This window comes from Pararobbsia silviterrae (assembly GCF_003628125.1).
GTDB classification, from domain to species: domain Bacteria; phylum Pseudomonadota; class Gammaproteobacteria; order Burkholderiales; family Burkholderiaceae; genus Pararobbsia; species Pararobbsia silviterrae.
On sequence record NZ_RBZU01000003.1, the window covers coordinates 74,789 to 95,675 of the forward strand.

17 protein-coding genes and 1 tRNA gene are annotated in these 20,887 nt (G+C 64.3%); 10 read left to right on the forward strand and 8 right to left on the reverse strand.

Annotated features, from left to right (window positions below; genetic code table 11):
• Positions 1-537: 537 nt before the first annotated feature.
• Together D7S86_RS08490 and gloB are read right to left on the reverse strand one after the other, a co-directional pair.
• Positions 538-2,352: a transglycosylase SLT domain-containing protein gene (locus D7S86_RS08490; RefSeq protein WP_121085390.1), complete on the reverse strand. Its 1,815-nt coding sequence runs from the start codon at positions 2,350-2,352 to the stop codon at positions 538-540.
• Positions 2,353-2,535: 183 nt separating this feature from the next.
• Positions 2,536-3,390: a hydroxyacylglutathione hydrolase gene (gene gloB, locus D7S86_RS08495; protein WP_121085392.1), complete on the reverse strand. Its 855-nt coding sequence runs from the start codon at positions 3,388-3,390 to the stop codon at positions 2,536-2,538.
• 9 nt (positions 3,391-3,399) lie between these two features.
• On the opposite strand from gloB, the gene D7S86_RS08500 reads away from it, so the two are divergent.
• From D7S86_RS08500 to D7S86_RS08515, 4 genes are all read left to right on the forward strand, one after another.
• Entirely contained in the window at positions 3,400-4,368 is a 969-nt protein-coding gene (locus D7S86_RS08500) for a class I SAM-dependent methyltransferase (RefSeq protein WP_121085394.1), read from the forward strand.
• A gap of 5 nt (positions 4,369-4,373) precedes the next feature.
• The gene (gene rnhA / locus D7S86_RS08505) at positions 4,374-4,817 is read left to right on the forward strand and encodes a ribonuclease HI (protein ID WP_121085396.1); all 444 of its coding nucleotides are present in this window, start codon (positions 4,374-4,376) and stop codon (positions 4,815-4,817) included.
• Positions 4,818-4,891: 74 nt separating this feature from the next.
• Positions 4,892-5,629 carry a DNA polymerase III subunit epsilon gene (gene dnaQ / locus D7S86_RS08510; protein WP_121085398.1) on the forward strand — a complete coding sequence of 246 codons (738 nt, stop codon included), beginning with the start codon at positions 4,892-4,894 and terminating at the stop codon, positions 5,627-5,629.
• A 290-nt stretch (positions 5,630-5,919) separates the two neighbouring features.
• Positions 5,920-5,994: transfer RNA gene (locus tag D7S86_RS08515), tRNA-Val, on the forward strand.
• 213 nt (positions 5,995-6,207) lie between these two features.
• On the opposite strand, the gene D7S86_RS08520 is transcribed toward D7S86_RS08515, so the two are convergent.
• The 4 genes from D7S86_RS08520 to D7S86_RS08535 form a co-directional block, all read right to left on the reverse strand.
• Positions 6,208-6,966 (reverse strand): polysaccharide deacetylase family protein, encoded by a 759-nt coding sequence (locus tag D7S86_RS08520; RefSeq protein WP_121085400.1) that lies wholly within the window; start codon positions 6,964-6,966, stop codon positions 6,208-6,210.
• A 5-nt stretch (positions 6,967-6,971) separates the two neighbouring features.
• Entirely contained in the window at positions 6,972-8,771 is a 1,800-nt protein-coding gene (locus D7S86_RS08525) for an HAD-IIIC family phosphatase (protein ID WP_158601905.1), read from the reverse strand.
• A 277-nt stretch (positions 8,772-9,048) separates the two neighbouring features.
• Complete coding sequence (locus tag D7S86_RS08530; RefSeq protein ID WP_121085404.1) at positions 9,049-9,315, reverse strand: hypothetical protein; 267 nt, start codon at positions 9,313-9,315, stop codon at positions 9,049-9,051.
• 216 nt (positions 9,316-9,531) lie between these two features.
• The gene (locus D7S86_RS08535; protein ID WP_121085406.1) at positions 9,532-10,596 is read right to left on the reverse strand and encodes a glycosyltransferase family 4 protein; all 1,065 of its coding nucleotides are present in this window, start codon (positions 10,594-10,596) and stop codon (positions 9,532-9,534) included.
• Positions 10,597-11,196: 600 nt separating this feature from the next.
• Between D7S86_RS08535 and D7S86_RS08540 the strand changes: the two genes are divergently transcribed.
• On the forward strand, positions 11,197-13,095 hold the full coding sequence (locus D7S86_RS08540) for an ABC transporter ATP-binding protein (protein ID WP_121085408.1): 1,899 nt from the start codon (positions 11,197-11,199) through the stop codon (positions 13,093-13,095).
• 207 nt (positions 13,096-13,302) lie between these two features.
• Here the strand turns inward: D7S86_RS08540 and otsA are convergent, their stop codons facing one another.
• Together otsA and otsB are read right to left on the reverse strand one after the other, a co-directional pair.
• Positions 13,303-14,679: an alpha,alpha-trehalose-phosphate synthase (UDP-forming) gene (otsA, locus tag D7S86_RS08545; RefSeq protein WP_121085410.1), complete on the reverse strand. Its 1,377-nt coding sequence runs from the start codon at positions 14,677-14,679 to the stop codon at positions 13,303-13,305.
• A complete protein-coding gene (gene otsB, locus D7S86_RS08550; RefSeq protein ID WP_121085412.1) occupies positions 14,676-15,434 on the reverse strand; it encodes a trehalose-phosphatase in 759 nt (252 codons plus the stop codon). Before otsB ends, otsA begins: the two co-directional genes overlap by 4 nt.
• A 229-nt stretch (positions 15,435-15,663) precedes the next feature.
• Between otsB and D7S86_RS08555 the strand changes: the two genes are divergently transcribed.
• The 5 genes from D7S86_RS08555 to D7S86_RS08575 all read left to right on the forward strand — a co-directional run bounded on the left by D7S86_RS08555 (position 15,664) and on the right by D7S86_RS08575 (position 20,839).
• Complete coding sequence (locus tag D7S86_RS08555; RefSeq protein ID WP_121085414.1) at positions 15,664-16,290, forward strand: SCO family protein; 627 nt, start codon at positions 15,664-15,666, stop codon at positions 16,288-16,290.
• A gap of 35 nt (positions 16,291-16,325) precedes the next feature.
• Positions 16,326-16,781, forward strand: coding sequence for a copper chaperone PCu(A)C (locus D7S86_RS08560; RefSeq protein ID WP_121085417.1), 456 nt, complete (start codon positions 16,326-16,328; stop codon positions 16,779-16,781).
• 277 nt (positions 16,782-17,058) lie between these two features.
• Positions 17,059-18,351, forward strand: a complete 1,293-nt coding sequence (locus tag D7S86_RS08565; RefSeq protein ID WP_121085419.1) for an amidohydrolase family protein — start codon at positions 17,059-17,061, stop codon at positions 18,349-18,351.
• Positions 18,348-19,430: an ABC transporter ATP-binding protein gene (locus D7S86_RS08570; protein WP_121085421.1), complete on the forward strand. Its 1,083-nt coding sequence runs from the start codon at positions 18,348-18,350 to the stop codon at positions 19,428-19,430. The genes D7S86_RS08565 and D7S86_RS08570 overlap by 4 nt, the downstream gene beginning before the upstream one ends.
• A 152-nt stretch (positions 19,431-19,582) precedes the next feature.
• Complete coding sequence (locus tag D7S86_RS08575) at positions 19,583-20,839, forward strand: ABC transporter substrate-binding protein (protein ID WP_121086060.1); 1,257 nt, start codon at positions 19,583-19,585, stop codon at positions 20,837-20,839.
• The last annotated feature ends 48 nt before the right edge of the window (positions 20,840-20,887 follow it).

A 20,887-nucleotide genomic window follows, 5' to 3' on the forward strand; every position in this document is an offset into this window, starting at 1 on the left:
CATGTCCGGAGAACCGAGCTCGCCGGCCGCGGACTCCGTGTGCGGCACACCGAGCGCCTGTATGGCAATCGGGTGCGCGACGGTCGCGGCGTGGCGCGTCGATCCTGCACATCGCTTCGCAGCGCTTGCCCCCTTCGGGATCAGGCAAGTCGAACGGAAGATGCGGCGGACGAACGAGAGAGTGAGGGTAGGCGCTAGGGTGCGGGTGGATTAACTTAAACTTTCGAATTATAGCGCGCGGCAGCCCCTCAGGCTAGGCCTGCCCTAGGCCGGCTCGCTCGGAACCGGATGGCCGCCCCGCGGCAAACCCTTGCCGCACAAGGCGCTCGCGCTATTTCAAGACGGCTGGAAAAATATCCGACCGCGCTCCGTTCGACGAAACACGCAACCGCCCCTGCCCTGATCCAACCGCGACTGAATGCCGACCCAAGCCCATAAACGAAAACGCGCCGGCCCACAGGACCGGCGCGTGCAAAGGCGTCGAATTGATCGGAGCGTAACCTCACGCGTTGCCCCCGCAACACGTGTCAATCCGGGCTAGCCGCTGTTTTTGCTGCTGCGCTTCTCGGCGGCCTCGGTGGTGGCCCGTTTGCGGCTCGCACCACCATCCTGGGCTTTCGAAGTCTGCACTGCCTTGCCCGGCGCCTTCGACTGAGCCGTCTTGGACGTCGCGCGCGAGGCATCTTTCCCGCCGGCCACGCTTCGAGCAGTGGCTTGACGCCCCGCTTTCGAATCGTTGGCGGCGACACGCTTGGTCGCATCTTTTGCGTCTTGCGGCGCATGCGAACCGTGCGTCGAAGCCCTGATCATACTGCCGCGCGCTCCCGAATGGGAATCGGAATCCGCATTTCGTTCCGAGGCGTCAGCCTGCTTGTCCACCCCCTTCCCCGGGGCCCGGGACGCCCCCTTGTCCGCAGGCTTGTCGGCCTTGCCGTCGTCGCCCGCCGCCGCGGCGACCGGGAGCGGCTTACCGACCGGAACGTGCAGCACCAGCGTCTGACCCGGCGAGAGCTGGACGCCGCGCCGCTTGTTCCACGCGCGAAGCTGGGCGACCGTCACGCCGTAGCGCGACGCGACCGAGGCCATCGTCTCGTGACGCCGCACGCGAATCAGCACCTTGCGCGTATCCGGCACGTCAGGCTCGATCGCGAGCACGGCGTTTTCGGCCACGTCCGCGCTGATGTCTTCGTCATCGTCATCACGCGGCACGACAACCGTCGAACCCGGCTTGAGCCGCATGCCGCGCGGGATCCGGTTCGTGTCGCGCAGCGTATCGACGTCGACGCCGATCTTTTGCGCAAGCGCTTCAGGCGTCGTACGTGAGTCGACCGTGTAGGTCGTCCACGACGCGAGCTGCCCCGAGTAGACCTTGAGGTTGTCCTGGAACTGTTGGGCGTTGTCGAACGGCAGCAGGATCTGCGCTTGCGTCGCGCCGACGATCATCGGCAGGCGGAACGAGGGATTGAGCGCCTTGAACTCGTCCGACGACATGCCGGCCAGCTTGGCCGCGACATCGACATCGATATCGTGCGCGGTCGTGACCGTCACGAAATACGGGTGATTCGGAATATCGGGGAGCGAGAGCCCGTAAGCCTGCGGATTCTCGATGATGTTCTTGACCGCCTGCAGCTTCGGCACATAGTTGCGCGTCTCGGCGGGCATCTTGAGACTCATATAGTCCGTCGGCAGCCCCGCGGCCTGATTGCGCGCGATCGCGCGCTGCACATTGCCTTCGCCCCAGTTGTACGCGGCGAGCGCGAGATACCAGTCGCCGAACATGTCGTGGAGCTTCTGCAGGTAGTCGAGCGCGGCGCTCGTCGACGCGAGCACGTCGCGGCGCTCGTCCTGGAACATATTGTTGCGCAGGTTGAACGTCTTGCCCGTGCCCGGCACGAACTGCCACATGCCGGCGGCCTTCGCGACCGACAGCGCCTGCGGGTTATATGCGGATTCGATAAACGGCAGCAGCGCGAGCTCGGTCGGCATATTGCGCTGCTCGAGCTCGTTGACGATGTGATAGAGGTAAAGCTTCGACCGGTCGGTCATGCGCTGGACATAGTCGGGGCGCGACGTGTACCAATCGAGATTCGACTGGACGAGATCGCCGTCCATGTCCTGCAACTGGAAACCCTTTCGGATTCGCGACCAGATGTCGTCGGGCTGCTTGAGCGCGGCAACCGACTGGTTGTCCACATTGATCGGCGCACCGGTCGAGGAAAGTGCTGCAGGCAGATTCTTGGAGGGGGACTTCTGAATCGTGGAAATCGGCGAGGAAGCGAGGCCAGCCGTATCGGGTGCGCTCGCACACGCGGAGAGTAGCAAGGCGCCTAGCGCACAAATCAAGAATCGCATTGGACGTCTCGTTCCAGGGACTGCAAGGAAAGTGTTGGGCCGATGGTAAGTAAGGCCTCCTGATCCGTCAATCGAAAAAATGAAAAAAGCCTTGATAATCCGCTATATGGCCATGATTTCGCGAATGAATCTTAGGTAAACCCTGACTTGTCGCACACGGATTGGCGTGTTGATGAGAAAAGTCTACCGAAACACGTTTTTCCAATCCCGCATCGCGGCGAAGACATCGACGCGTGCCGCGCGGTCGCGGACCGATGGCGGCGTGTCGTTCATCGACGGCGCCGCCGCGAGCACGCGGTCGCGCACGGCCGGCTCGTGAGCGCGCAGGAACGGATTGACGCGTTTCTCGTGACCGATCGTCGTCGGCAGCGTCGGACGCCCGGCTTCGCGCAGCGCGCTCGCGCGATGCTGCCAGTCCTGCAGCGCGGCGTTATCGGGCTCGCAAGCGAGCGCGAAACGGATGTTCGAGAGCGTGTATTCGTGTGCGCAGTGGACCTGCGTCTGCTCGGGCAACGCGGCAAGCGCATCGAGCGAAGTCAGCATCTGCGCGGGCGATCCTTCGAACAAGCGTCCGCAGCCGCTCGCGAACAGCGTATCGCCGCAAAACACATGCGGCGCGCGATCGCCGCCCTGCAGCTGAAAATAGGCGATATGGCCGCGCGTGTGACCGGGCACGTCGATGACGTCGAACGGACCGAACGGCGCGCCGAGATCGATCGTGTCGCCGCCGGCGAGCGCGTGCGTCACGACGGCGATGTGTTCGGCACGCGGTCCGTAGACGGGAATCTCGGCATCGGTCCCGAAGGACTTCAATAAAGCGGCGACGCCGCCGACGTGGTCCGCGTGATGATGCGTGAGTAGAATAGCGGTCAACGTCAGATCGCGCTCGCGCAGCCAGTGCTCGACGGGAGCGGCTTCGCCGGGATCGACGACGACCGCGCGGCGGCCGTCGTCCATGACCCAGATGTAGTTGTCCGCGAACGCCGGAACCGGCGCGTAGTCGTACGAGGCGTACGAGGCGTTGCTCGAGCTCTTCATTGGATCACCATGTCTGACCACCGGATTATAGACTGGCCTGCGTGGACGGCTTCGCCGCCTGGGCGCTACGTGCTCGCATGGGAGCAGGCGCAACTCGACCACGTCGTCGGCGACATTTTCGGCTATCACGCGCTTCAGCTCGGCCTGCCGCAACTCGACGCGCTGCGCGAGAACCGGATGCCCTATCGCGGCCTCGTGCTCGACAACGCGAGCCGCGCGAGCACGCCCTATGCGATGCCGCCCTCGAAGGCCGCCCGTCCGGCGTCCGACGGATCGGCGGGCTGGAGTCCGCGATTCGATCCGCTGCATGGCGGGCCCGCCGGACACGCGGGCGACGATCCGCGCAACGGACGTGAAGGACGCGACGGGCGCGCCTCGGTCACGCCGCTGCCAAGCCGCGGCCTTGCGCATGCGCCCGGTTTTGCGCGCAGCACGATCTGGTGCGAATTCGTCGAATTGCCGTTCGAAGCGCAGAGCGTCGATCTCGTCGTGATGCCGCATACGCTCGAATTCACGCCCGACCCGCACCGGCTGCTGCGCGAAGTCGAGCGCGTGCTGATGCCCGACGGACAGCTCGTGATCGCCGGATTCAATTCGCTGAGCCTCTGGGGCATGCGGCAATCGATGGGACGCATGACGCGCAACCCGTTCGTGCCGGGCACCCACGATCTCATAGCGTTCACGCGGCTCAAGGACTGGATCAAGCTGCTCGGCTTCGAGTTCGACCGGGGCCGCTTCGGATGCTATCGGCCGCCGCTGTTGACCGACAAGTGGCTCGCGCGGTACGAATTCATGGAGTCGGCCGGCGATCGCTGGTGGCCGATCTTCGGCGCGACCTATATGATCACGGCCGTCAAACGCGTGCGCGGCATGCGGCTTGTCGGGCCCAAGTGGGCCAAGAAACCGGCGCTCGCGCCCGGGCTCGCGCCCGTCGCGACGCCGAATTCACACAGCTCGATTGAACGGAAGATCCAATAGAACTCATGCCGGATGTGATCGATATCTATACGGATGGCGCCTGCAAGGGCAATCCGGGCCCCGGTGGCTGGGGTGCGCTGTTGCGCTTCGGCACGCAGGAAAAGGAATTGTTCGGCGGCGAGAAGCTCACGACGAACAATCGCATGGAACTCATGGCCGTGATCGCGGCGCTCGAGGCGCTCAAACGCCCGTGCAAGGCGGTCGTGCATACCGATTCGCAATATGTGCAGAAAGGCATCAGCGAATGGATACACGGCTGGAAGAAAAAGAACTGGATGACGGCCGCGAAAGCGCCGGTCAAGAACGCCGATCTCTGGAAACGGCTCGATGCGCTGACCGTGCAGCATGAACTCGAATGGCGGTGGGTCAAGGGACACGCGGGTCATCCGGGCAACGAGCGCGCGGATCAGCTTGCAAATCGCGGCGTCGAATCGCTGACTTCGGCCTGACGGCTCGCATCGCGCGGTCAAGCCGCTCCGGCGGCTCGACATCGCATCCTCGGCAGCTCACGTCGGACATCATCATGCGTCAACTCATTCTCGATACTGAAACGACCGGCCTCAATGCGCGCTCGGGCGACCGCGTCATTGAATTCGGCGCGGTCGAACTCGTGAACCGGCGGCTCACGGGCCGCAATCTGCATTTCTATATCAATCCCGAACGCGAAAGCGATCCGGGCGCACTCGCGGTCCATGGATTGACGACCGAGTTTCTGAGCGACAAGCCCAAGTTCGCCGAAGTCGCCAATGAGATTCGCGATTTCGTCGCGGGGGCGGATCTGATCATTCATAACGCGCCGTTCGATCTCGCGTTTCTCGATGCCGAATTCGGCCTGCTCGGTCTGCCGACGTTTTCGAGTCAGTGCGGCGAGATCATCGACACGCTCGTGCTCGCGAAGTCGCTGTATCCGGGCAAGCGCAATTCGCTCGACGCGCTATGCGATCGGCTCGGGGTGAGCAACGCGCATCGGACGCTGCACGGGGCCTTGCTCGACTCGGAGTTGCTCGCCGAAGTGTATCTGGCGATGACACGGGGTCAGGAAAGCCTCGTGATCGACATGCTCGGCGACACGGGCGGAAAGGACATGCCGGGCGAGCAAGCCGTGACGACCGGATTCGCATCGCTCGACCTGCCTGTCGTCGTTGCATCGGACGACGAGCAGGCGGCCCACGACGCCGTGCTCAACGATCTCGACAAGTCGGTCAAGGGCGCATGCGTGTGGCGCGCCGAGCCGAAGATCGAGGAGACGAGCGGCGGTTGAGGCGAGACGGCGCGAATCGGTGAAAGATCGATGCAACGCGCTGGACAGGTTCAATGTCTATGGCGATCACGCGGGACGCGAGACACAGGGCGTGAAACACAGGGCATCAGCCGCGGAGCGCCAAACAAAGCGCCAGACACGGGAGCGATAAGCCCGTTCGCCCGCGCCCCTTCACTCGCGTGACCGCGGATGCGGCACGGCAACCCTCGCCTCAACGGGCAAAAAGCTTCAAAGATACATTTTTCGGTTGCCAGGCCAAAAAAACCGTTGCTATAATCGCGGTCTTCTTTGGACGGTTAGCTCAGCGGTAGAGCACTGCCTTCACACGGCAGGGGTCACAGGTTCAATCCCTGTACCGTCCACCACCGGATTCCCGGGTGTGTCGTCCCCGAAAAAAGGCCCTCAGCCATGCCGAGGGCCTTTTTCTTTTTGCAGTCATCGAAAACGCATTCGATGCGCTGTTTGACCGACATGGAGACCTGCGCCGGGCGCGTTTTTCGTCCTTGACCGCGTGCCCGACGCGATGACCTCGTGTTCTCGTTACCGGCAAGCGGTCATCCGCCGTCAGTAGCCAGAATTCAGGCGTGACCTGCGCCGCCGCCGAAAGTCAATTCAGCCACGGCATGCTTGACGGGCACACTCGCGATGCCCGCGCGCTTGAGCCCCTCGAGCACCTCGACGAGCATCTCCGGCGTACAGCCGAACGGCGACGGCTGCTCGGACACATCGTGCGTGAAGAACACGAGCCAGCCATTTTTCCGCTTGGCCTCCTCGATCCACTGCCCGATCTCGTCAGGCCGCCAACGGCGCGCTTCGATCGGCACCGACAGCACCTGCGCAAGATCGACACGACCTGCATTGATCCCAGGGCGGATACCGCGCGCAATCGCATATTCGCGCGCGATCACGCCCTTCGAACGCGGCCCGACGTCGCCATACGGATAGGCATAGCTCGCGACGCGTCCGTTGCCGACCGTCGCCTCGAAGAACGCCGCATTCTCGCGCTTCTCGTCGCGCAGTTGCGCCGCGCTCATGCCCGACGCGCGCCGATGCCCAAAACTATGGCAGCCAATTTCATGGCCTGCGGCAAGAATCCCCCCAAGATCGTCGGGCCGGAAATACTCGATGCCGTCCTCGGTCTGTCCCGCGAAGCGCCCCGCGGCGTAGTACGTGCCCCGGCTGTCATAGTCGGCCAGGATCGGTCCCGCGACCGACCACGCGGAACGCGGAAAGTCGTCGAACGTAATGCTCGCCAGCGGCCGTTCGAGCCGGCTCGACACCCACTTGTAGGGCAGCTTCCGGGTAATCAGGTTCGTTATTTTTTGACGCAAAGCCATGATGATCAGCCCGCTGCGGGATGGGGAGACAAGGTCTCGACCTTGACGATGTCCGAGTCTTCGAAAGGCGCCGACAAGTCGCGCGTCCACCCGTCCTCGTCACGCGAGAATCCGAGTTCTTCGAGCATGTCGCGCGCCGCGCCATTGCGCTTCGTTTCCTTGAAACGCACCGCGAATCGCGCATGCCCGCGCGCGCTCAACAGCGCGGCCAGATACGCGAACAACGCTTGCTCGACCCGCTTGCGCTGCACGCGGCAACTCATGAAGAACGCCTCGATCCGCCCATTGAGCACATCGAGCACGACAAAGCCGATCAAGCCGTAGTCGCCGTAACGATCGCGACAACGCACGGTCAGGTAGCGGCGATCGAGATCGCCCTGCACGCGCTCGACCTCGTCGCGTGAAAATTTCGCGCCCGTGAAATTGAGCTGGTTCGTTCGCTGCGACAACTCGTGCGCTCGCGTCATATCGGCCGTGTCGAGATCGCGGACCTCGATGACGAGCGCCGACGCCCGCAGGAACGCGTGGTAGTCGCCACCGTGCTGTTCCATGCTCTCGACGCGTTGCGCCTCCGTCCGATACAGCTCGCGGCGCCGCGCGCCTTCCGCGGTGACCGGCTGATTGAACCAGGGGTTCGTCAGCATGTGCGCGACGTCCTCATGCGTGAGCACACGCAAGGTCTCGTGGCCGCTGAGCGCCTCCGCGCGCTCGAACGGCTGGTCGTCGATAAACACGAAACTGTCGACACCGAGATCGAGGCGCTTCGCGATCCGCGCGATCGATTCGCTCTTGGGCCCCCAGTTGACCTGCGGATACAGGAAATAATCGGCCAGTCCGTGCAGATGCAGCGCTTCGAGCGCTTCATCGAGATCGTTCTTGCTCGCGATCGACTGGAGAATCCCGCGCGCATCGAGCGCCTTGATCGCGGCAACCGCTTCGGGACGCGGGTGTACGCCTTGCGCGCCCTCCTCGGCGAGCGTGCCGGTCCAGATCGTTTCGTCGAGATCCCAGACCACGACCTTGGCCAGCGCCGACGGCGGCGCAGCCGAGATCGCGGCCGGCGGCGGCGATGCATCGGCGATCGGCAAGGGGGTGCGAAGCCGGACAAAATCGAGCGCGCCGAATACCGCGTCGATGCCCTCGGCTTCGCCGACCGGTTCGATCTGGATCAGGTACGGGCGCGCGAGATCGATGACGTCGGACAGTTCGGCCACTGGAATAAACCAGGTCTGAGGCGCGTCCGTCAGCGTGATGTGCTTCTGATACGTGGCCTTCTTCGGCTCGCTTTGCAGGAACGTCACCGTGAAGGCACGCGCGCCATTGCGAACATAGGCTTCGATCGCGAACGCATCGTTCATGTTCGTGCTTGGCCGCGACGCACGCCCCGCGCGATTCTTGCGCTGATTCCAGTACCAGACGAAGTAACGCGCCAGGCTGAACGGCAAACGCGTGTTCGCAAGCCATTTCGACACGACGCGATCACGCCGCTCGAGCTTGGCGGCCGCGGCTTTCTCGTGCAAGGCGATCGGCCCACGCCCTTCAAGCTTGCCCCACTTGCGAAACCGGATCCGGCTCAGACCATGGCCGGCCGACTCGATACCGGCCTCGAACCGGCGGCACTGCAGATCGGAACGCGGATCGTAAAACGCGCAACTTGAATAGCAGGTCGGATATGCGCACTCGGAGCAGTGCTCGCCCCAGACGATTCGGCTCAGCGCGGTGACGTTTTCATCGTCCAACAGAAACGGGCCAGGCGGGATATTGGCCTTGAATTCAACGAATTCGAATACAACTGTTTCCTTCAAAGTGCCCCCCGGCCTGAACTCTGTGCGACTACGGCTTTTTAGGTATAAAAAAGCATAGCACGCCATTGTCGTACTCAGTGGCTTGCCCGCGGTGCAAAAGCTCTAAGATGAAGAGTCCTTACGGAACAGGTAATCGTTGAGCACGCAAGCGTGTTCAACCTCAGACGATTGCCCATTCCGATCGGTCAGTTTTGGCACACCAAGCTCGCCGCGTTTCGCCTTTTACGACGTCTCGTTTTGGCGCGTCTTTATTCGCCTTTGACGCATCTCGAAGACGTCATGCTCGCGGTTCGTTCGCCGATCTCGGACGAGGCTCGACGTCCGCGCCTGCGTCGTCGAAACCGCCGCCGTCCATCCCCGGACCCGTCTGCCAGACGGCCCTGCCGCGCGCCGACAGGAGCCCGCCGCCACGCGCCGGATCGGCCTCGCCCTCAGCAATCGCCATCGCGCCGCCAGGCGGCTCCTGAGCCCGCACGGGATGCCCCTTGCGCGCCGCATACGCTTCGTCGTGCGAGCGGCCCGCATACGTTTCGATCGCGTCCATCGAATCCCTCCGTCAAGCGATTTAACGGAGATCGCCGCATTCTTCGTTCCCGCTCGTTCAACGACCATCGTCGAACACGGACCATGCGGCTCAAATACAACACTCACACGACGCCCGGACACGCCATATAAAAACAAACCCCCGCCCGCCTCGCGGCGGCCGGGGGCTGAGTTAGACGCCGATGCGAGCACACCGCATCGGCTTCCGAACAGCGATTTACTTCGCGTTGACTTCGCGCAGCGTCGTACGGCCCTTCTGACGCACGAGTTGTTCGAACGCCTTCACGTAGTTCTGCGCCATGCGCTTGGACGTGAAGCGATCTTCGAATGCCTGACGAACGCGTGCGCGCGGAATCGTGTGCAGACGGTTGACGGCCGCGACAGCCGACGTTTCGTCTTCGACGATAAAGCCCGACACGCCGTTTTCGATGACTTCAGGCACCGAACCGCGGTTGAACGCGATGACCGGCGTACCGCATGCCATCGACTCGATCATCACGAGGCCGAAGGGTTCCGGCCAGTCGATCGGGAACAGCAGTGCATGCGCGCCCGACAGGAAGCCCGGCTTTTCGGCTTCGTTGATTTCGCCGATGTATTCGACGTGCGGCAGCGCGAACAGCGGCTTGATCTCTTCTTCGTAATACGCGCGATCGGCCTTGTCGATCTTCGCGGCGATCTTGATCTTCATGCCGGCGGCCTGCGCAATGCGAATCGCGCGGTCGACACGCTTTTCCGGCGACACGCGGCCGAGGAAAGCGAGATACTTCTGTTCGACGCCCGGAGCGGGCTTCAGCAGGTTTTCCGGCAGACCGTGGTGAACCGTCGTCAGCCAGTTGGCTTGCTGCAGCGGCGTGCGCTGGTGATCCGAAATCGAAATCACGGGCACATCGTTGAACGTGTCGAAAATCGGACCGAGTTCGGGCAGATCCAGACGGCCGTGCAGCGTCGTCACGAACGGCGTGTCCTGCCGGCTGAACAGCGGGAACGGATAATAGTCGATATGGAAATGCAGCACGTCGAATTCATGCGCGCGGCGGCGCACTTCTTCGAGCAGCAGCATGTGCGGCGCCATCGTGTCGCGAATCGTCGGGTCCAGACGCAGTGCCTGCGGCCAGAACGCTTCGAGCTTCGCCGAGGTCTTCGAGTCCCCGCTCGCGAACAAGGTCACGTCATGGCCCAGGTCGACGAGGGCTTCCGTCAGGTTGGACACGACGCGCTCTGTACCGCCGTAGAGCTTCGGGGGAACCGCCTCGTGCAGTGGAGCGATCTGAGCGATCCGCATATCGACACTCTCCTAAATAAAAAACAGGCAAAAATTTTGCTGCGAGTTCTGGATTCGGTGAAGCTTCGTTTCCGTTCTTTCACCGGGCCGCGGCCCCGCCGACGCCGACAGCCGTTCCGTAGTCGATTCCTGCGGGGCAGCGCATCGCGCGCATTGCAGCAAGTGAAGCCCTACGGGTAAATAGCGCTTGACACATAACGCACCACAATTGGGGCCGTTGACGCCAAAACATGAAAAAAATCTGTAAGCTTCGACCCTCGTCCCGAACACAGGGTTCAGATTTTGGACGAACTGCTCTAGCATTTAACGGACCCGCCTCGATCGCGCTTAATACGCAACTCCACCGAGGCGAGCAGGCCCGCATGTTGCGAAGCGTACGGACACGGCCGACTCCGCATCCCACGATGTGAACGAATGGATCACCGGGCGGGATTATGACGAGCCCCAAAATATTGCGAAGGCTTGAATTTCAAAGAATTTAGCTTGTTACAGTGGGGATACAACTTGTGGCAGGCAGTCTTGTCAGCCGTCACCTAGATTGGGGCGTTAGAGGCGGGTCCTTGGCGGAATAACCGTCAAGCCGCCAGCGATATCGAATTTATGAACACATCCGACGTGCAGCACAACACGCGGCTCACCCCCGAGCAACTCGAATTCGAGTCGCCCGAAAAGCTGACGGTCGCCGAGCGTAACCTGCGCAATGAACGCCTGTCCGGCTATTCGCGCCGGCCGCTCGCCTTCCTTTTCCGGTATATCCGGCGCCGTCCGATCGCCCACACGGTGCTGCTCACGAGCGTCTTCGTCGCGGTGCTCTGCGCGCTGATGTCGCAATACGCGATCAAACACCTCGTCGACGTGCTGTCCGCCGGCCACCGCAACACGGGCCCGGTCTGGATCGCGTTCCTGCTGCTCGTGACGCTGATCGCGGCCGACAATCTCTCGTGGCGCGTCGGCGGCTGGATCGCCGCGCGCGCGTTCGTCGGCGTGACCGGCGATCTGCGCCGCGACCTGTTCCAGTACCTGAGCGGCCATTCGCCGAGCTACTTCCTCGAAAAGCAGCCCGGCATGCTCGCGAGCCGGATCACGGCGACGTCGAACGCGGTCTACATCACCGAAAATACAATGGCCTGGAACGTCCTGCCGCCCACCATCGCGGTCATCGGCGCCATTGTCATGGTGACGATCGTCAATCCGCTGATGTCGGGCGGTCTGATGCTGATCTCGGCCGTGCTCGCCGTCGTGCTGTTCAGGCTCGCGGGCCGCGGTTCGCACAAGCACCATGCGTTCGCGACACGCGCCGCCGCCGTCGACGGTGAACTCGTCGACGTCATCAGCAATATGGGCCTCGTGCGTGCGTTCGGCGCGACGTTCCGCGAGCACGCGCGCTTCGCGAGCAGCGTATCGGCCGAAATGGATGCACGTCGCCACAGCCTGCTCTACCTCGAAAAGCTGCGCCTGCTGCACGCGGTCATCACCGCCTGCCTGTCGGCCGGCCTGCTCGGCTGGGCGCTCTGGCTCTGGACACAGGGCAAGGTCACCTCGGGCGACATCGTGCTGATCAGCTCGCTCGGCTTCACGATCCTGCACGGCACGCGCGATCTCGCGGTCGCGCTCGTCGACGTCACGCAGCACATCGCGCGTCTGGCCGAAGCCGTCGAAACGCTGCTCGAACCGCACAGCATGCCCGACCATTCGCACGCGACGTCGCTCGAATCGCGCGGCGGCAAGGTCCAGTTCGACGACGTCTGCTTCGCCTACCCGAAGCGCAAGCGCATTCTCGACAGCTACAACCTCGTGATCGAGCCGGGTCAGCGCGTCGGCCTCATCGGGAAATCAGGTGCGGGCAAATCGACCGTGCTGTCGCTGCTGCAGCGCTTCTACGAGACGCAGGGCGGCCGCATCCTGATCGACGATCAGGACATCTCGCTCGTGACGCAGGAAAGCCTGCGCCACGCGATCGCCGTCGTGCCGCAGGATATTTCGCTGTTCCATCGGTCGGTCTACGAAAACATCGCGTACGGCCGGCCCGATGCGACGCGCGACGAAGTTATCGCCGCGGCCCGCGAAGCGCGCTGCGCCGAATTCATCGAAGCGATGCCCGAAGGCTACGACACGATCGTCGGCGACCGCGGCGTCAAGCTCTCGGGCGGTCAGCGCCAGCGCATCGCCATCGCGCGCGCGGTGCTCAAGAACGCGCCGATCCTGCTGCTCGACGAAGCGACGTCGGCGCTCGACAGCCAGTCCGAGGAAGCGATCCAGCAGGCGCTCGATCGTCTGATGCGCGGTCGCACGGTCATCGCGATCGCGCACCGGCTCTCGACGCTGCAGAACTTCGACCGTCTGATCGTCATGAGCAACGGCCACGTGATCGACGACGGATCGCCCGAAGTCCTGCGCAACCGCCCCGGTCTCTATCGCGATCTGCTCGGCAAACAGCAGCACGGCAAAGGCGCGCATCACGGCGCCACGGCGAATCACAGCGAACAGCAGGTCGCCTGAGGACGACGGCGCGCCCGAGCGCGATCATGGTCCGCGACTGAAGTTCGCGCTAAGGATGGCGCGTGGCCAACGCATCCGAGCGCTCGCCTCCTGCGCCGTCGGAATGCATCCCACCCCGGTGCCCGGACGCGTGTCCGGCCGCCGGGGTGTTGCGATAACCGTACCCGGGGGGGGGGGCGCGATAACCGTACGTTAACCGCCCCCGCTCTACTGCCGGACCGCGCGCAGATCGCGCAGGAACGAGTCGCGCCAGACCGACACGCTGTTGCGCCGCAGAACCGTCATCATCCGCGCATGGCGCGCGCGCCGCTCGTCGAGCGGCATGCCGAGCGCGTGATCGAGCGCCTCGGCCATTCCCTGCACATCGATCGGATTCACGATCAACGCGCCGTCGAGTTCCTGCGCGGCACCCGCGAAACGCGACAGCACGAGCACGCCCGGATCCTCGGGATCCTGCGCGGCGACATATTCCTTGGCCACGAGATTCATGCCGTCGCGCAGCGGCGTCACATAGCCGACGTGCGCCTCGCGAAACAGCGATGCGAGCACGGCGCGCTCGTACTGCCGGTGCAGATACCGGATTGGCGTCCAGTCCATTTCGGCGAAGCGGCCGTTGATCCGCCCCGATTCGGCCTCGAGCTGCAGACGGATCTGCTGATAGCTCTGGATATCGGAGCGCGTCGGCGGCGCGACCTGGATAAACGAGACCTGCGCGCGATGGTTCGGCGAGATCTCGAGCAGTTTCTCGAACGCGCGAAAACGCTCGACGAGCCCTTTCGAATAGTCGAGACGATCGACGCTGACGATCAATCGCCGCTCATGCATCGTCTGCCGCAGATTCTTGAGGTGGCGGCCGTCTTGCCCTTCCTTCGCGAGCGCCGCGAGTTCGTCGGGATAGATCCCGATCGGGTAGGCGCCGATGCGCAGGCTGCGCCCGTATGCGTCGACGCGCCCATCGGCCGACACCGTGCCGTGCGCCTCATGTTCGAGATAGTCGCGCAACGCGCGCAGATCGGGCTCGGTCTGCACGCCGACAAGGTCGTAGCAGCAGAGCGCGCGCATGAGCTTGTCGTGCGGCGGGACCGTCACGAGCACCTGCGACGCCGGAAACGGAATATGCAGAAAGAAGCCGATCCGGTTCGTGATGCCTTCCTGGCGCAGCGCCTCGGCAAACGGGATCAGGTGGTAATCGTGGACCCAGATCACGTCGTCGGGCCGCAGCAGCGGGATCAACTGGTGCGCGAGCCACGCATTGACGCGCTGGTAGCCGTCGAACTCGTGGCGATCGTAGTGCGTGAGGTCGCTGCGGTAGTGAAACGTCGGCCACAGCGTGTCGTTCGAGAAGCCGCGATAGTACTGGTCGTAATCGCGACGCGTCAGCGAGACGGTCGCGAACGTGACGGGGCCGCGCTCCTCGATTTTCGGCGACGCAGGCGCGGCGCTCGCGACTTCGCCGCTCCAGCCGAACCACATGCCGCCGGTCTCGCGCAGCGCGTCGTAGACGCCGACCGCGAGACCGCCGGCCGCCATGCCGCCCTCGGAAATCGGCGCGACGCGATTCGAAACAATGATCAGACGACTCATCGTGCACGCGCGCCCGAAACACACTGCGCGAGCCAGTCGAGCAGCGCGCCGACCGAGTCCACGCGATGCTGGCCGATCGTCTCGCCCGCACCGACCTTGATCGATATTCCGCCGCGCGCATTGACGACCGAGAAGCCCTTCTCGTCGGTCAGATCGTCGCCCGCGAACACGGGCGTGCGCCGCGCGAACGGCGGCTCGTCGAGAAACGCGGCGATCGCGCGCCCCTTGTCGACGTTCTTCGGCTTGATCTCGAACACCATCTTGCCCGGCTGCAGCACGTAGCCGTCGGAAAACCGCTCGGCAAGCCGCTCGGTCGCGACGCGCGCGGCGGCTTCGCGCGTCGGCGCGTTCCGGTAATGAAGCGCGAGCGCGGCGCCCTTGATTTCGAGCAGCATGCCCGGATTGTCGGCCACGACCTGTTCGAGCGCGTGCTCCATCGTGATCAGGCGTTCGTCGCCGAAACCGACGCTCAGTGTGTCGCCGTTCGCGTCGCGACGCTCGGCGCCGTGCAGGCCCGCGGTCGGCAAACGCAACGGCGCGAGCATCGCGTCGAGGTTCGCGATCCCACGCCCCGACACGACGGCGACCGCGCCGTTCGTGGCTTCGCGCAGCGCATCGAGCAAGGTTCGAACACGCGGTTCGACGACCACGCCGTCGGGCGTCGAGGCCAATTCGACGAGCGTGCCGTCGAAATCGAAGAAGAACGCCGTTTCGGCGAAATCAAGCGTGGCAGGCAGAGCAAGCTTTGGCGACATAGCAAGGCTGAAATGGGCGCGAGCCCGAGTGCGGCACACCCGACACCGCGCAATACCACGCGACATCACGCGGCCGGTCGCGAATGCGGCTGGACGCGGCATCTTACCGCGCTTCGGGGTCGGAATCAGCGTCTTGTGGGGCTGCCGGAGACGAAGTCGCGCGTCGAAATGGGTTACAGTGCGCAGGCACTGCGCGTCTGCGCCCCGCTTTCCGAAAGGTATTGGTCTCATGCAACACCCGATCCAGCACGCCCGGCGAGCATCGTTCGCCGTACGCGGCGCCGTCCTCGGCATCCTCATGTCCCTCATGCTCGCCGGGTGCGGCAAACATCCCGAATCCTGGATGCTCGAGAACGTCGACGGCCATCTGCCTGATCTCGAATTCACGCTCACGAACGACGCGGGCAAACCCGAGACGGCCGCCGATCTCAAAGGCAAGATCGCCATCGTGTATTTCGGCTATACGCATTGCCCCGATATCTGTCCGCAGACGATGGCCAATCTGACGCAGGCTGTCGCGAAGGTCGGCGACGCGGCCGACGAGATCCGGATCGTGTTTATTTCGGTCGACCCCGCACGCGACACGCCCGAATCGATGCATGCCTACGTCGACGCGTTCGACGCCCGGCATGCGATCGGCCTCACGGGCTCGCCCGCGGCGATCGAGACGCTCGCCAAGCGCTACCGCGTCGCCTATCAGGCCGATGCGCCCGCGTCGGGCGGCAACTACGAGGTCTCACACAGTTCGGGCATCTACATCTTCGATCGTGACGGCCGAGCGCGTTTGCTCGCGAACGGCACGGACACGATCGATGCGCTCGCCCACGATCTGCGACAGCTCGCGCAACAGCGTTGAGCCGCCGCTCCCGATGTCTTAACTCAAGCCGCCTCATGACGCTCACTCTTCGCCCCTTCGTCAGACTCGCCGCCGCCGCGACGAGCGTCTGCCTCACATCCCTCGCATTCGCAGCCCCGGCGAGCGTCACCGTCGACGGCGGCTGGGTCCGCTGGCTGCCCGGCACCCTGCCCGCCGCCGGGTATCTCGCCATCACGAACACGAGCGATCAGCCCGTCGATCTCGTCGGCACGTCGAGCCCCGACTACGGCATGACGATGCTCCACGTGACGCGCACCGAAGGCTCGACGTCGAAAATGGAAATGGTCGACAAGCTCACGGTCCCCGCGCATCAAAAGGTCGCGCTCGAACCCGGTCACTATCACCTGATGCTCGAACAGCCGACGCACAAGATCGCCCCGGGCGACACGATTCGGCTCGAACTCAAGTTCTCGAACGGCGAAACCGTCGTCGCGCCGCTGCCGGTCAAGCCGCCTTCGGCAACGCAGTGATGCTTTGAAGCGGGCCGACGCCGTGCGCGTCGCCGCCCGCCCCCGCCTCGGTGCAACACGCACCAGCGCAGTGCCCCGCCCCGACCGCCGCCGTCCGCCCATCCCCCGCTCGTTCCTCGCCGCCTTGCGCGCATGCCCCGTGCCGCAACGTTGACGGGCGCACGCTTTGCGCTTTCGCTCAGTCTCTACTTACTGAATCGGCACGCTCATTGCTTTGTCGGGTTCATGCCCGTCCGGCCGCCTCGGACGGAAGTGTATGTCCCCCGCGACGAGCCTCATGCCCAGTCTTGCAGACCGTAGTGCCGACCTTGTGATCCGCCGCGCCCGTGTGCGCGACGATGCGCCGCTCACGGATATCGCGATCCGCGAGGGCCGCATCGTCGCCGTCGCGACCGATCTCGACGTCGACGCCGTGCAGACGCTCGACGTCGGTGGCCGCGCCACGCTGCCGGGCTTCATCGAAGCGCATATCCACCTCGACAAGGCGCTGCTCGCGCGCGCCCGGCCGTCGGTATCCGGCACGCTCGACGAGGCGATCCGCGTGACGGGCGAACTCAAGGCGCGGCGCGATCGCGCCGACATGCTCGAGCGCGCGAGCCGCGTGATCGAGATGGCCGTCCAACACGGCACGACCACGCTGCGTGCGCACCCCGACGTCGATCCGATCCAAGGCCTGCTCGGCGTCGAGGTCATGCTCGAACTGCGCGAGCGCTACCGCGATCTCGTCGATCTCCAGATCGTCGCGTTTCCGCAAGAAGGCCTGTTCAAGGCGCCCGGCACGGAGGCGCTGCTCATCGAGGCCTTGCGGCTCGGCGCCGACGTCATGGGCGCCTGCCCCTACAACGAAACCCATTGGGACGACACCGTCCGGCACATCGACCGTGTCTTCGAGATCGCGGCGCGCTTCGGCGTCGATCTCGACATGCATGCGGACTTCGCGGACGACACGCGCGATCCGCGTTTCGCGGCCGTCTCGCAGATTGCGCGCAAGACGATCGAGATGGGATACGAGGGACGCGTCTCGCTCGGTCACGTGACCAGTCTCGGCGCGGTCCCGCCCGATCAGCTCGGCGCGCTCGTCGACGCACTGCGCCGCGCCGACATTCACATCGTCACGCTGCCCGCGACGGACCTCTATCTCGGAGGCCGCACCGATACGCATGCGCGCCGGCGCGGCCTCACGCCCGTGCGCGATCTGCTCGACGGCGGCGTCAATGTCGCCTACGCATCGAACAACGTGCGCAACGCCTTCACGCCGTTCGGCAACGCCGACATGCTGCACGTCGGCAACCTGCTCGCGCATGCGGCGCAACTCGGCACGCCGGCCGATCAGGCACGCGTGCTCGAAATGGCGACGACACGCGCCGCGCGCGCGATCGGCTTGCGCGACTACGGAATCGCGGTCGGCAATCCGGCCGACCTCGTCGTGCTCGACGGCATGCGCGTCGACGAAGCCTTGCTCGACCTGCCGCCGCGCAGTTGGGTCATCAAGCGCGGCCGCATCGCCGTGACGACCCGGCATTGCTGTGAACTCCATCGCGCTCACGCGCTTCAGGACACGTCTCAATGAGCGATCTGACTCCGGCCGATTCGACGGCTTCTTCCACACCGGTCGTCCGCACGAGCGCCGCCGACATCGAACTCGTGCACGTCTCGAAGCGCTATGGCGACGCGCTCGCGGTCGACTCGATCGACTTGCGCATTCCGGGCGGCGAATATTGCTGCCTGCTCGGTCCGTCGGGCTGCGGCAAGACGTCGACGCTGCGCATGATCGCGGGACACGAATCCGTCTCCGAAGGCGACGTGCTGATCGCGAACCGGAACGTCACGCGCGAGGAACCCGCGGCGCGCGGCACCGCGATGGTGTTTCAGAGCTATGCGTTGTTTCCGCATCTGAGCGCGCTCGACAACGTCGCGTTCAGTCTCAAGATGCGCGGCGTCGCCAAGGACGCGCGACGCAAACGCGCGGCCGAGCTGCTCGATCTCGTCGCGATGAGCGCGTACGCGCAACGCAAGCCGTCGCAATTGTCGGGCGGCCAGCAGCAGCGCGTCGCGCTCGCGCGCGCGCTGCTCAACGAACCGCGCTGCCTGCTGCTCGACGAGCCGTTGTCCGCGCTCGATCCGTTCCTCCGCGTGCAGATGCGCGCCGAGCTCAAGCGCTGGCAGAAGGAACTCGGCATCACGTTCGTGCACGTCACGCATTCGCAGGAAGAAGCCATGGCGCTCGCGGATCTCGTCGTCGTCATGAGCCATGGACGCATCGAGCAGGCCGGTTCGCCGCACGAGGTGTTCAACCGGCCGCGGACCGAGTTCGTCGCGCGCTTTCTCGGCGGGCACAACGTGCTCGAAGCCAACGGCCGCGCGTTCACCGTGCGCGCCGATCATCTGCGCATCGCGCCGCACGGCACGACGCCGGTCCAGCCCGCCGCGCGCGAAGGCGGCTTCAGCCGGATCGGCGGGATTCCGTGCACGGTCCGCGAAGCCGAATACCAAGGCACGCATCTGCGCATGACGCTCGCGCCGCTCGACGGCTCGCCCGAGTTGATTTCGCTGCTGCCGGACAGCGCCTACGACGCGTCCAAGCTGGGTCCCGACGCGCGTGTCGTCGTCTGGTGGGACGAACACGACGCGCACGCGCTCGCGGCGTAATTCAGAACAACACCGTCATCCAAACCGCACTTCAAGATCATTCAACACGGGAGATCGCAATGAACGCGTTTGACAAGCAATCGGGCAAGCAGCAGATCGGTACGACGCCCGATCACGACACCGCCGACACCGCGTCGGCCTCGGCGACCGACATGGCCGCCGGCAAGGGCCTGTCGCGCCGGACCTTTCTGAAGGGCGCGGTCGCGGCAGCCGGCATCGCGGGCTTCCCCTACGTCCACGCGCAGGAAAAGATCACGCTTCGCTATCTGGGCACGGCCGTCAATCAAAGCGCCGATATCGCCAAGAAGTTCAAGGAAGACACGGGCATCGAGATTCAGTACATCCCCGTGACGACCGACGACGTCGCCAAGCGGATCATCACGCAGCCCAATTCGTTCGATATCGTCGACACCGAGTACTTCGCGCTCAAGAAGCTGATCCCCGCGGGCACGCTCACGGGCATGGACGTCAAACGCATCAAGCTCGCGGACAAGATCACGCCCGTGCTCACGCGCGGTGAGGTCGACGGCAAGAAGATCGGCGATCAAGGCACGGCGCCGAAGAAGGTCATGTTCCTCACGGGCGAGAAATCGACGCAGTTCTCGTCGACGCCGACCCAATGGATGACGCTGATCCCGACGACCTACAACGCCGATACGCTCGGCATTCGCCCCGATCTGATCAAGCGTCCCATCACGAGCTGGGCCGAGTTGCTGAACCCCGAATTCAAGGGCCGCGCGGCGCTGCTCAATATCCCCGCGATCGGCATCATGGATTCGGCCATGGCGATCGAGGCGATGGGCAAGGTCAAGTACGGCGACAAGGGGAATATGACGAAGGCCGAGATCGACCAGACCATCAAGATCCTGATCGAGGCCAAGCGCGCTGGGCAGTTCCGCGCGTTCTGGAAGGACTTCAACGAAAGCGTGAATCTGATGGCGTCGGGCGAAGTCGTGATCCAGTCGATGTGGTCGCCGGCCGTGACCAAGGTCCGCACGATGGGCGTCGCCTGCACGTTCCAGCCGCTCAAGGAAGGCTATCGCTCGTGGGCGTCGGGTTTCGGCCTGCCGCGCTCGCTGCAGGGCCGCAAGCTCGACGCGGCGTACGAATTCATCAACTGGTTCCAGGACGGCTGGGCCGGCGCGTATCTGATGCGCCAGGGCTATTACGCGGGCGTGCTCGAGACCGCGCGCACGCATATGGAACCGTATGAATGGGACTACTGGATCGAGGGCAAGCCCGCGACGCAGGACATCAAGGCGCCCGACGGCCAGTTGCTCGAGAAGGCGGGGACCGTTCGCGACGGCGGCTCGTATGTCCAGCGCATGGGTGCGATCGCATGCTGGAACGCGGTGATGGACGAGAACATCTACATGGTCCAGAAATGGAACGAGTTCATCGCAGCGTGATGCGCCCGCCGTACGTGACACGCCGTACGCTTCGTACGCAGTATTGAG

Bases quoted from the DNA above. Each gene is read 5' to 3' on its own strand.
- D7S86_RS08530 (WP_121085404.1), bottom strand. From the start codon at position 9,315: ATGGACGCGATCGAAACGTATGCGGGCCGCTCGCACGACGAAGCGTAT.
- D7S86_RS08570 (WP_121085421.1), top strand. From the start codon at position 18,348: ATGAGCGATCTGACTCCGGCCGATTCGACGGCTTCTTCCACACCGGTC.
- gloB (WP_121085392.1), bottom strand. From the start codon at position 3,390: ATGAAGAGCTCGAGCAACGCCTCGTACGCCTCGTACGACTACGCGCCG.
- D7S86_RS08565 (WP_121085419.1), top strand. From the start codon at position 17,059: ATGCCCAGTCTTGCAGACCGTAGTGCCGACCTTGTGATCCGCCGCGCC.
- D7S86_RS08535 (WP_121085406.1), bottom strand. From the start codon at position 10,596: ATGCGGATCGCTCAGATCGCTCCACTGCACGAGGCGGTTCCCCCGAAG.
- D7S86_RS08555 (WP_121085414.1), top strand. From the start codon at position 15,664: ATGCAACACCCGATCCAGCACGCCCGGCGAGCATCGTTCGCCGTACGC.
- D7S86_RS08540 (WP_121085408.1), top strand. From the start codon at position 11,197: ATGAACACATCCGACGTGCAGCACAACACGCGGCTCACCCCCGAGCAA.
- dnaQ (WP_121085398.1), top strand. From the start codon at position 4,892: ATGCGTCAACTCATTCTCGATACTGAAACGACCGGCCTCAATGCGCGC.
- rnhA (WP_121085396.1), top strand. From the start codon at position 4,374: ATGCCGGATGTGATCGATATCTATACGGATGGCGCCTGCAAGGGCAAT.
- D7S86_RS08575 (WP_121086060.1), top strand. From the start codon at position 19,583: ATGGCCGCCGGCAAGGGCCTGTCGCGCCGGACCTTTCTGAAGGGCGCG.
- D7S86_RS08490 (WP_121085390.1), bottom strand. From the start codon at position 2,352: ATGCGATTCTTGATTTGTGCGCTAGGCGCCTTGCTACTCTCCGCGTGT.
- otsA (WP_121085410.1), bottom strand. From the start codon at position 14,679: ATGAGTCGTCTGATCATTGTTTCGAATCGCGTCGCGCCGATTTCCGAG.
- D7S86_RS08560 (WP_121085417.1), top strand. From the start codon at position 16,326: ATGACGCTCACTCTTCGCCCCTTCGTCAGACTCGCCGCCGCCGCGACG.
- otsB (WP_121085412.1), bottom strand. From the start codon at position 15,434: ATGTCGCCAAAGCTTGCTCTGCCTGCCACGCTTGATTTCGCCGAAACG.
- D7S86_RS08500 (WP_121085394.1), top strand. From the start codon at position 3,400: ATGTCTGACCACCGGATTATAGACTGGCCTGCGTGGACGGCTTCGCCG.
- D7S86_RS08520 (WP_121085400.1), bottom strand. From the start codon at position 6,966: ATGGCTTTGCGTCAAAAAATAACGAACCTGATTACCCGGAAGCTGCCC.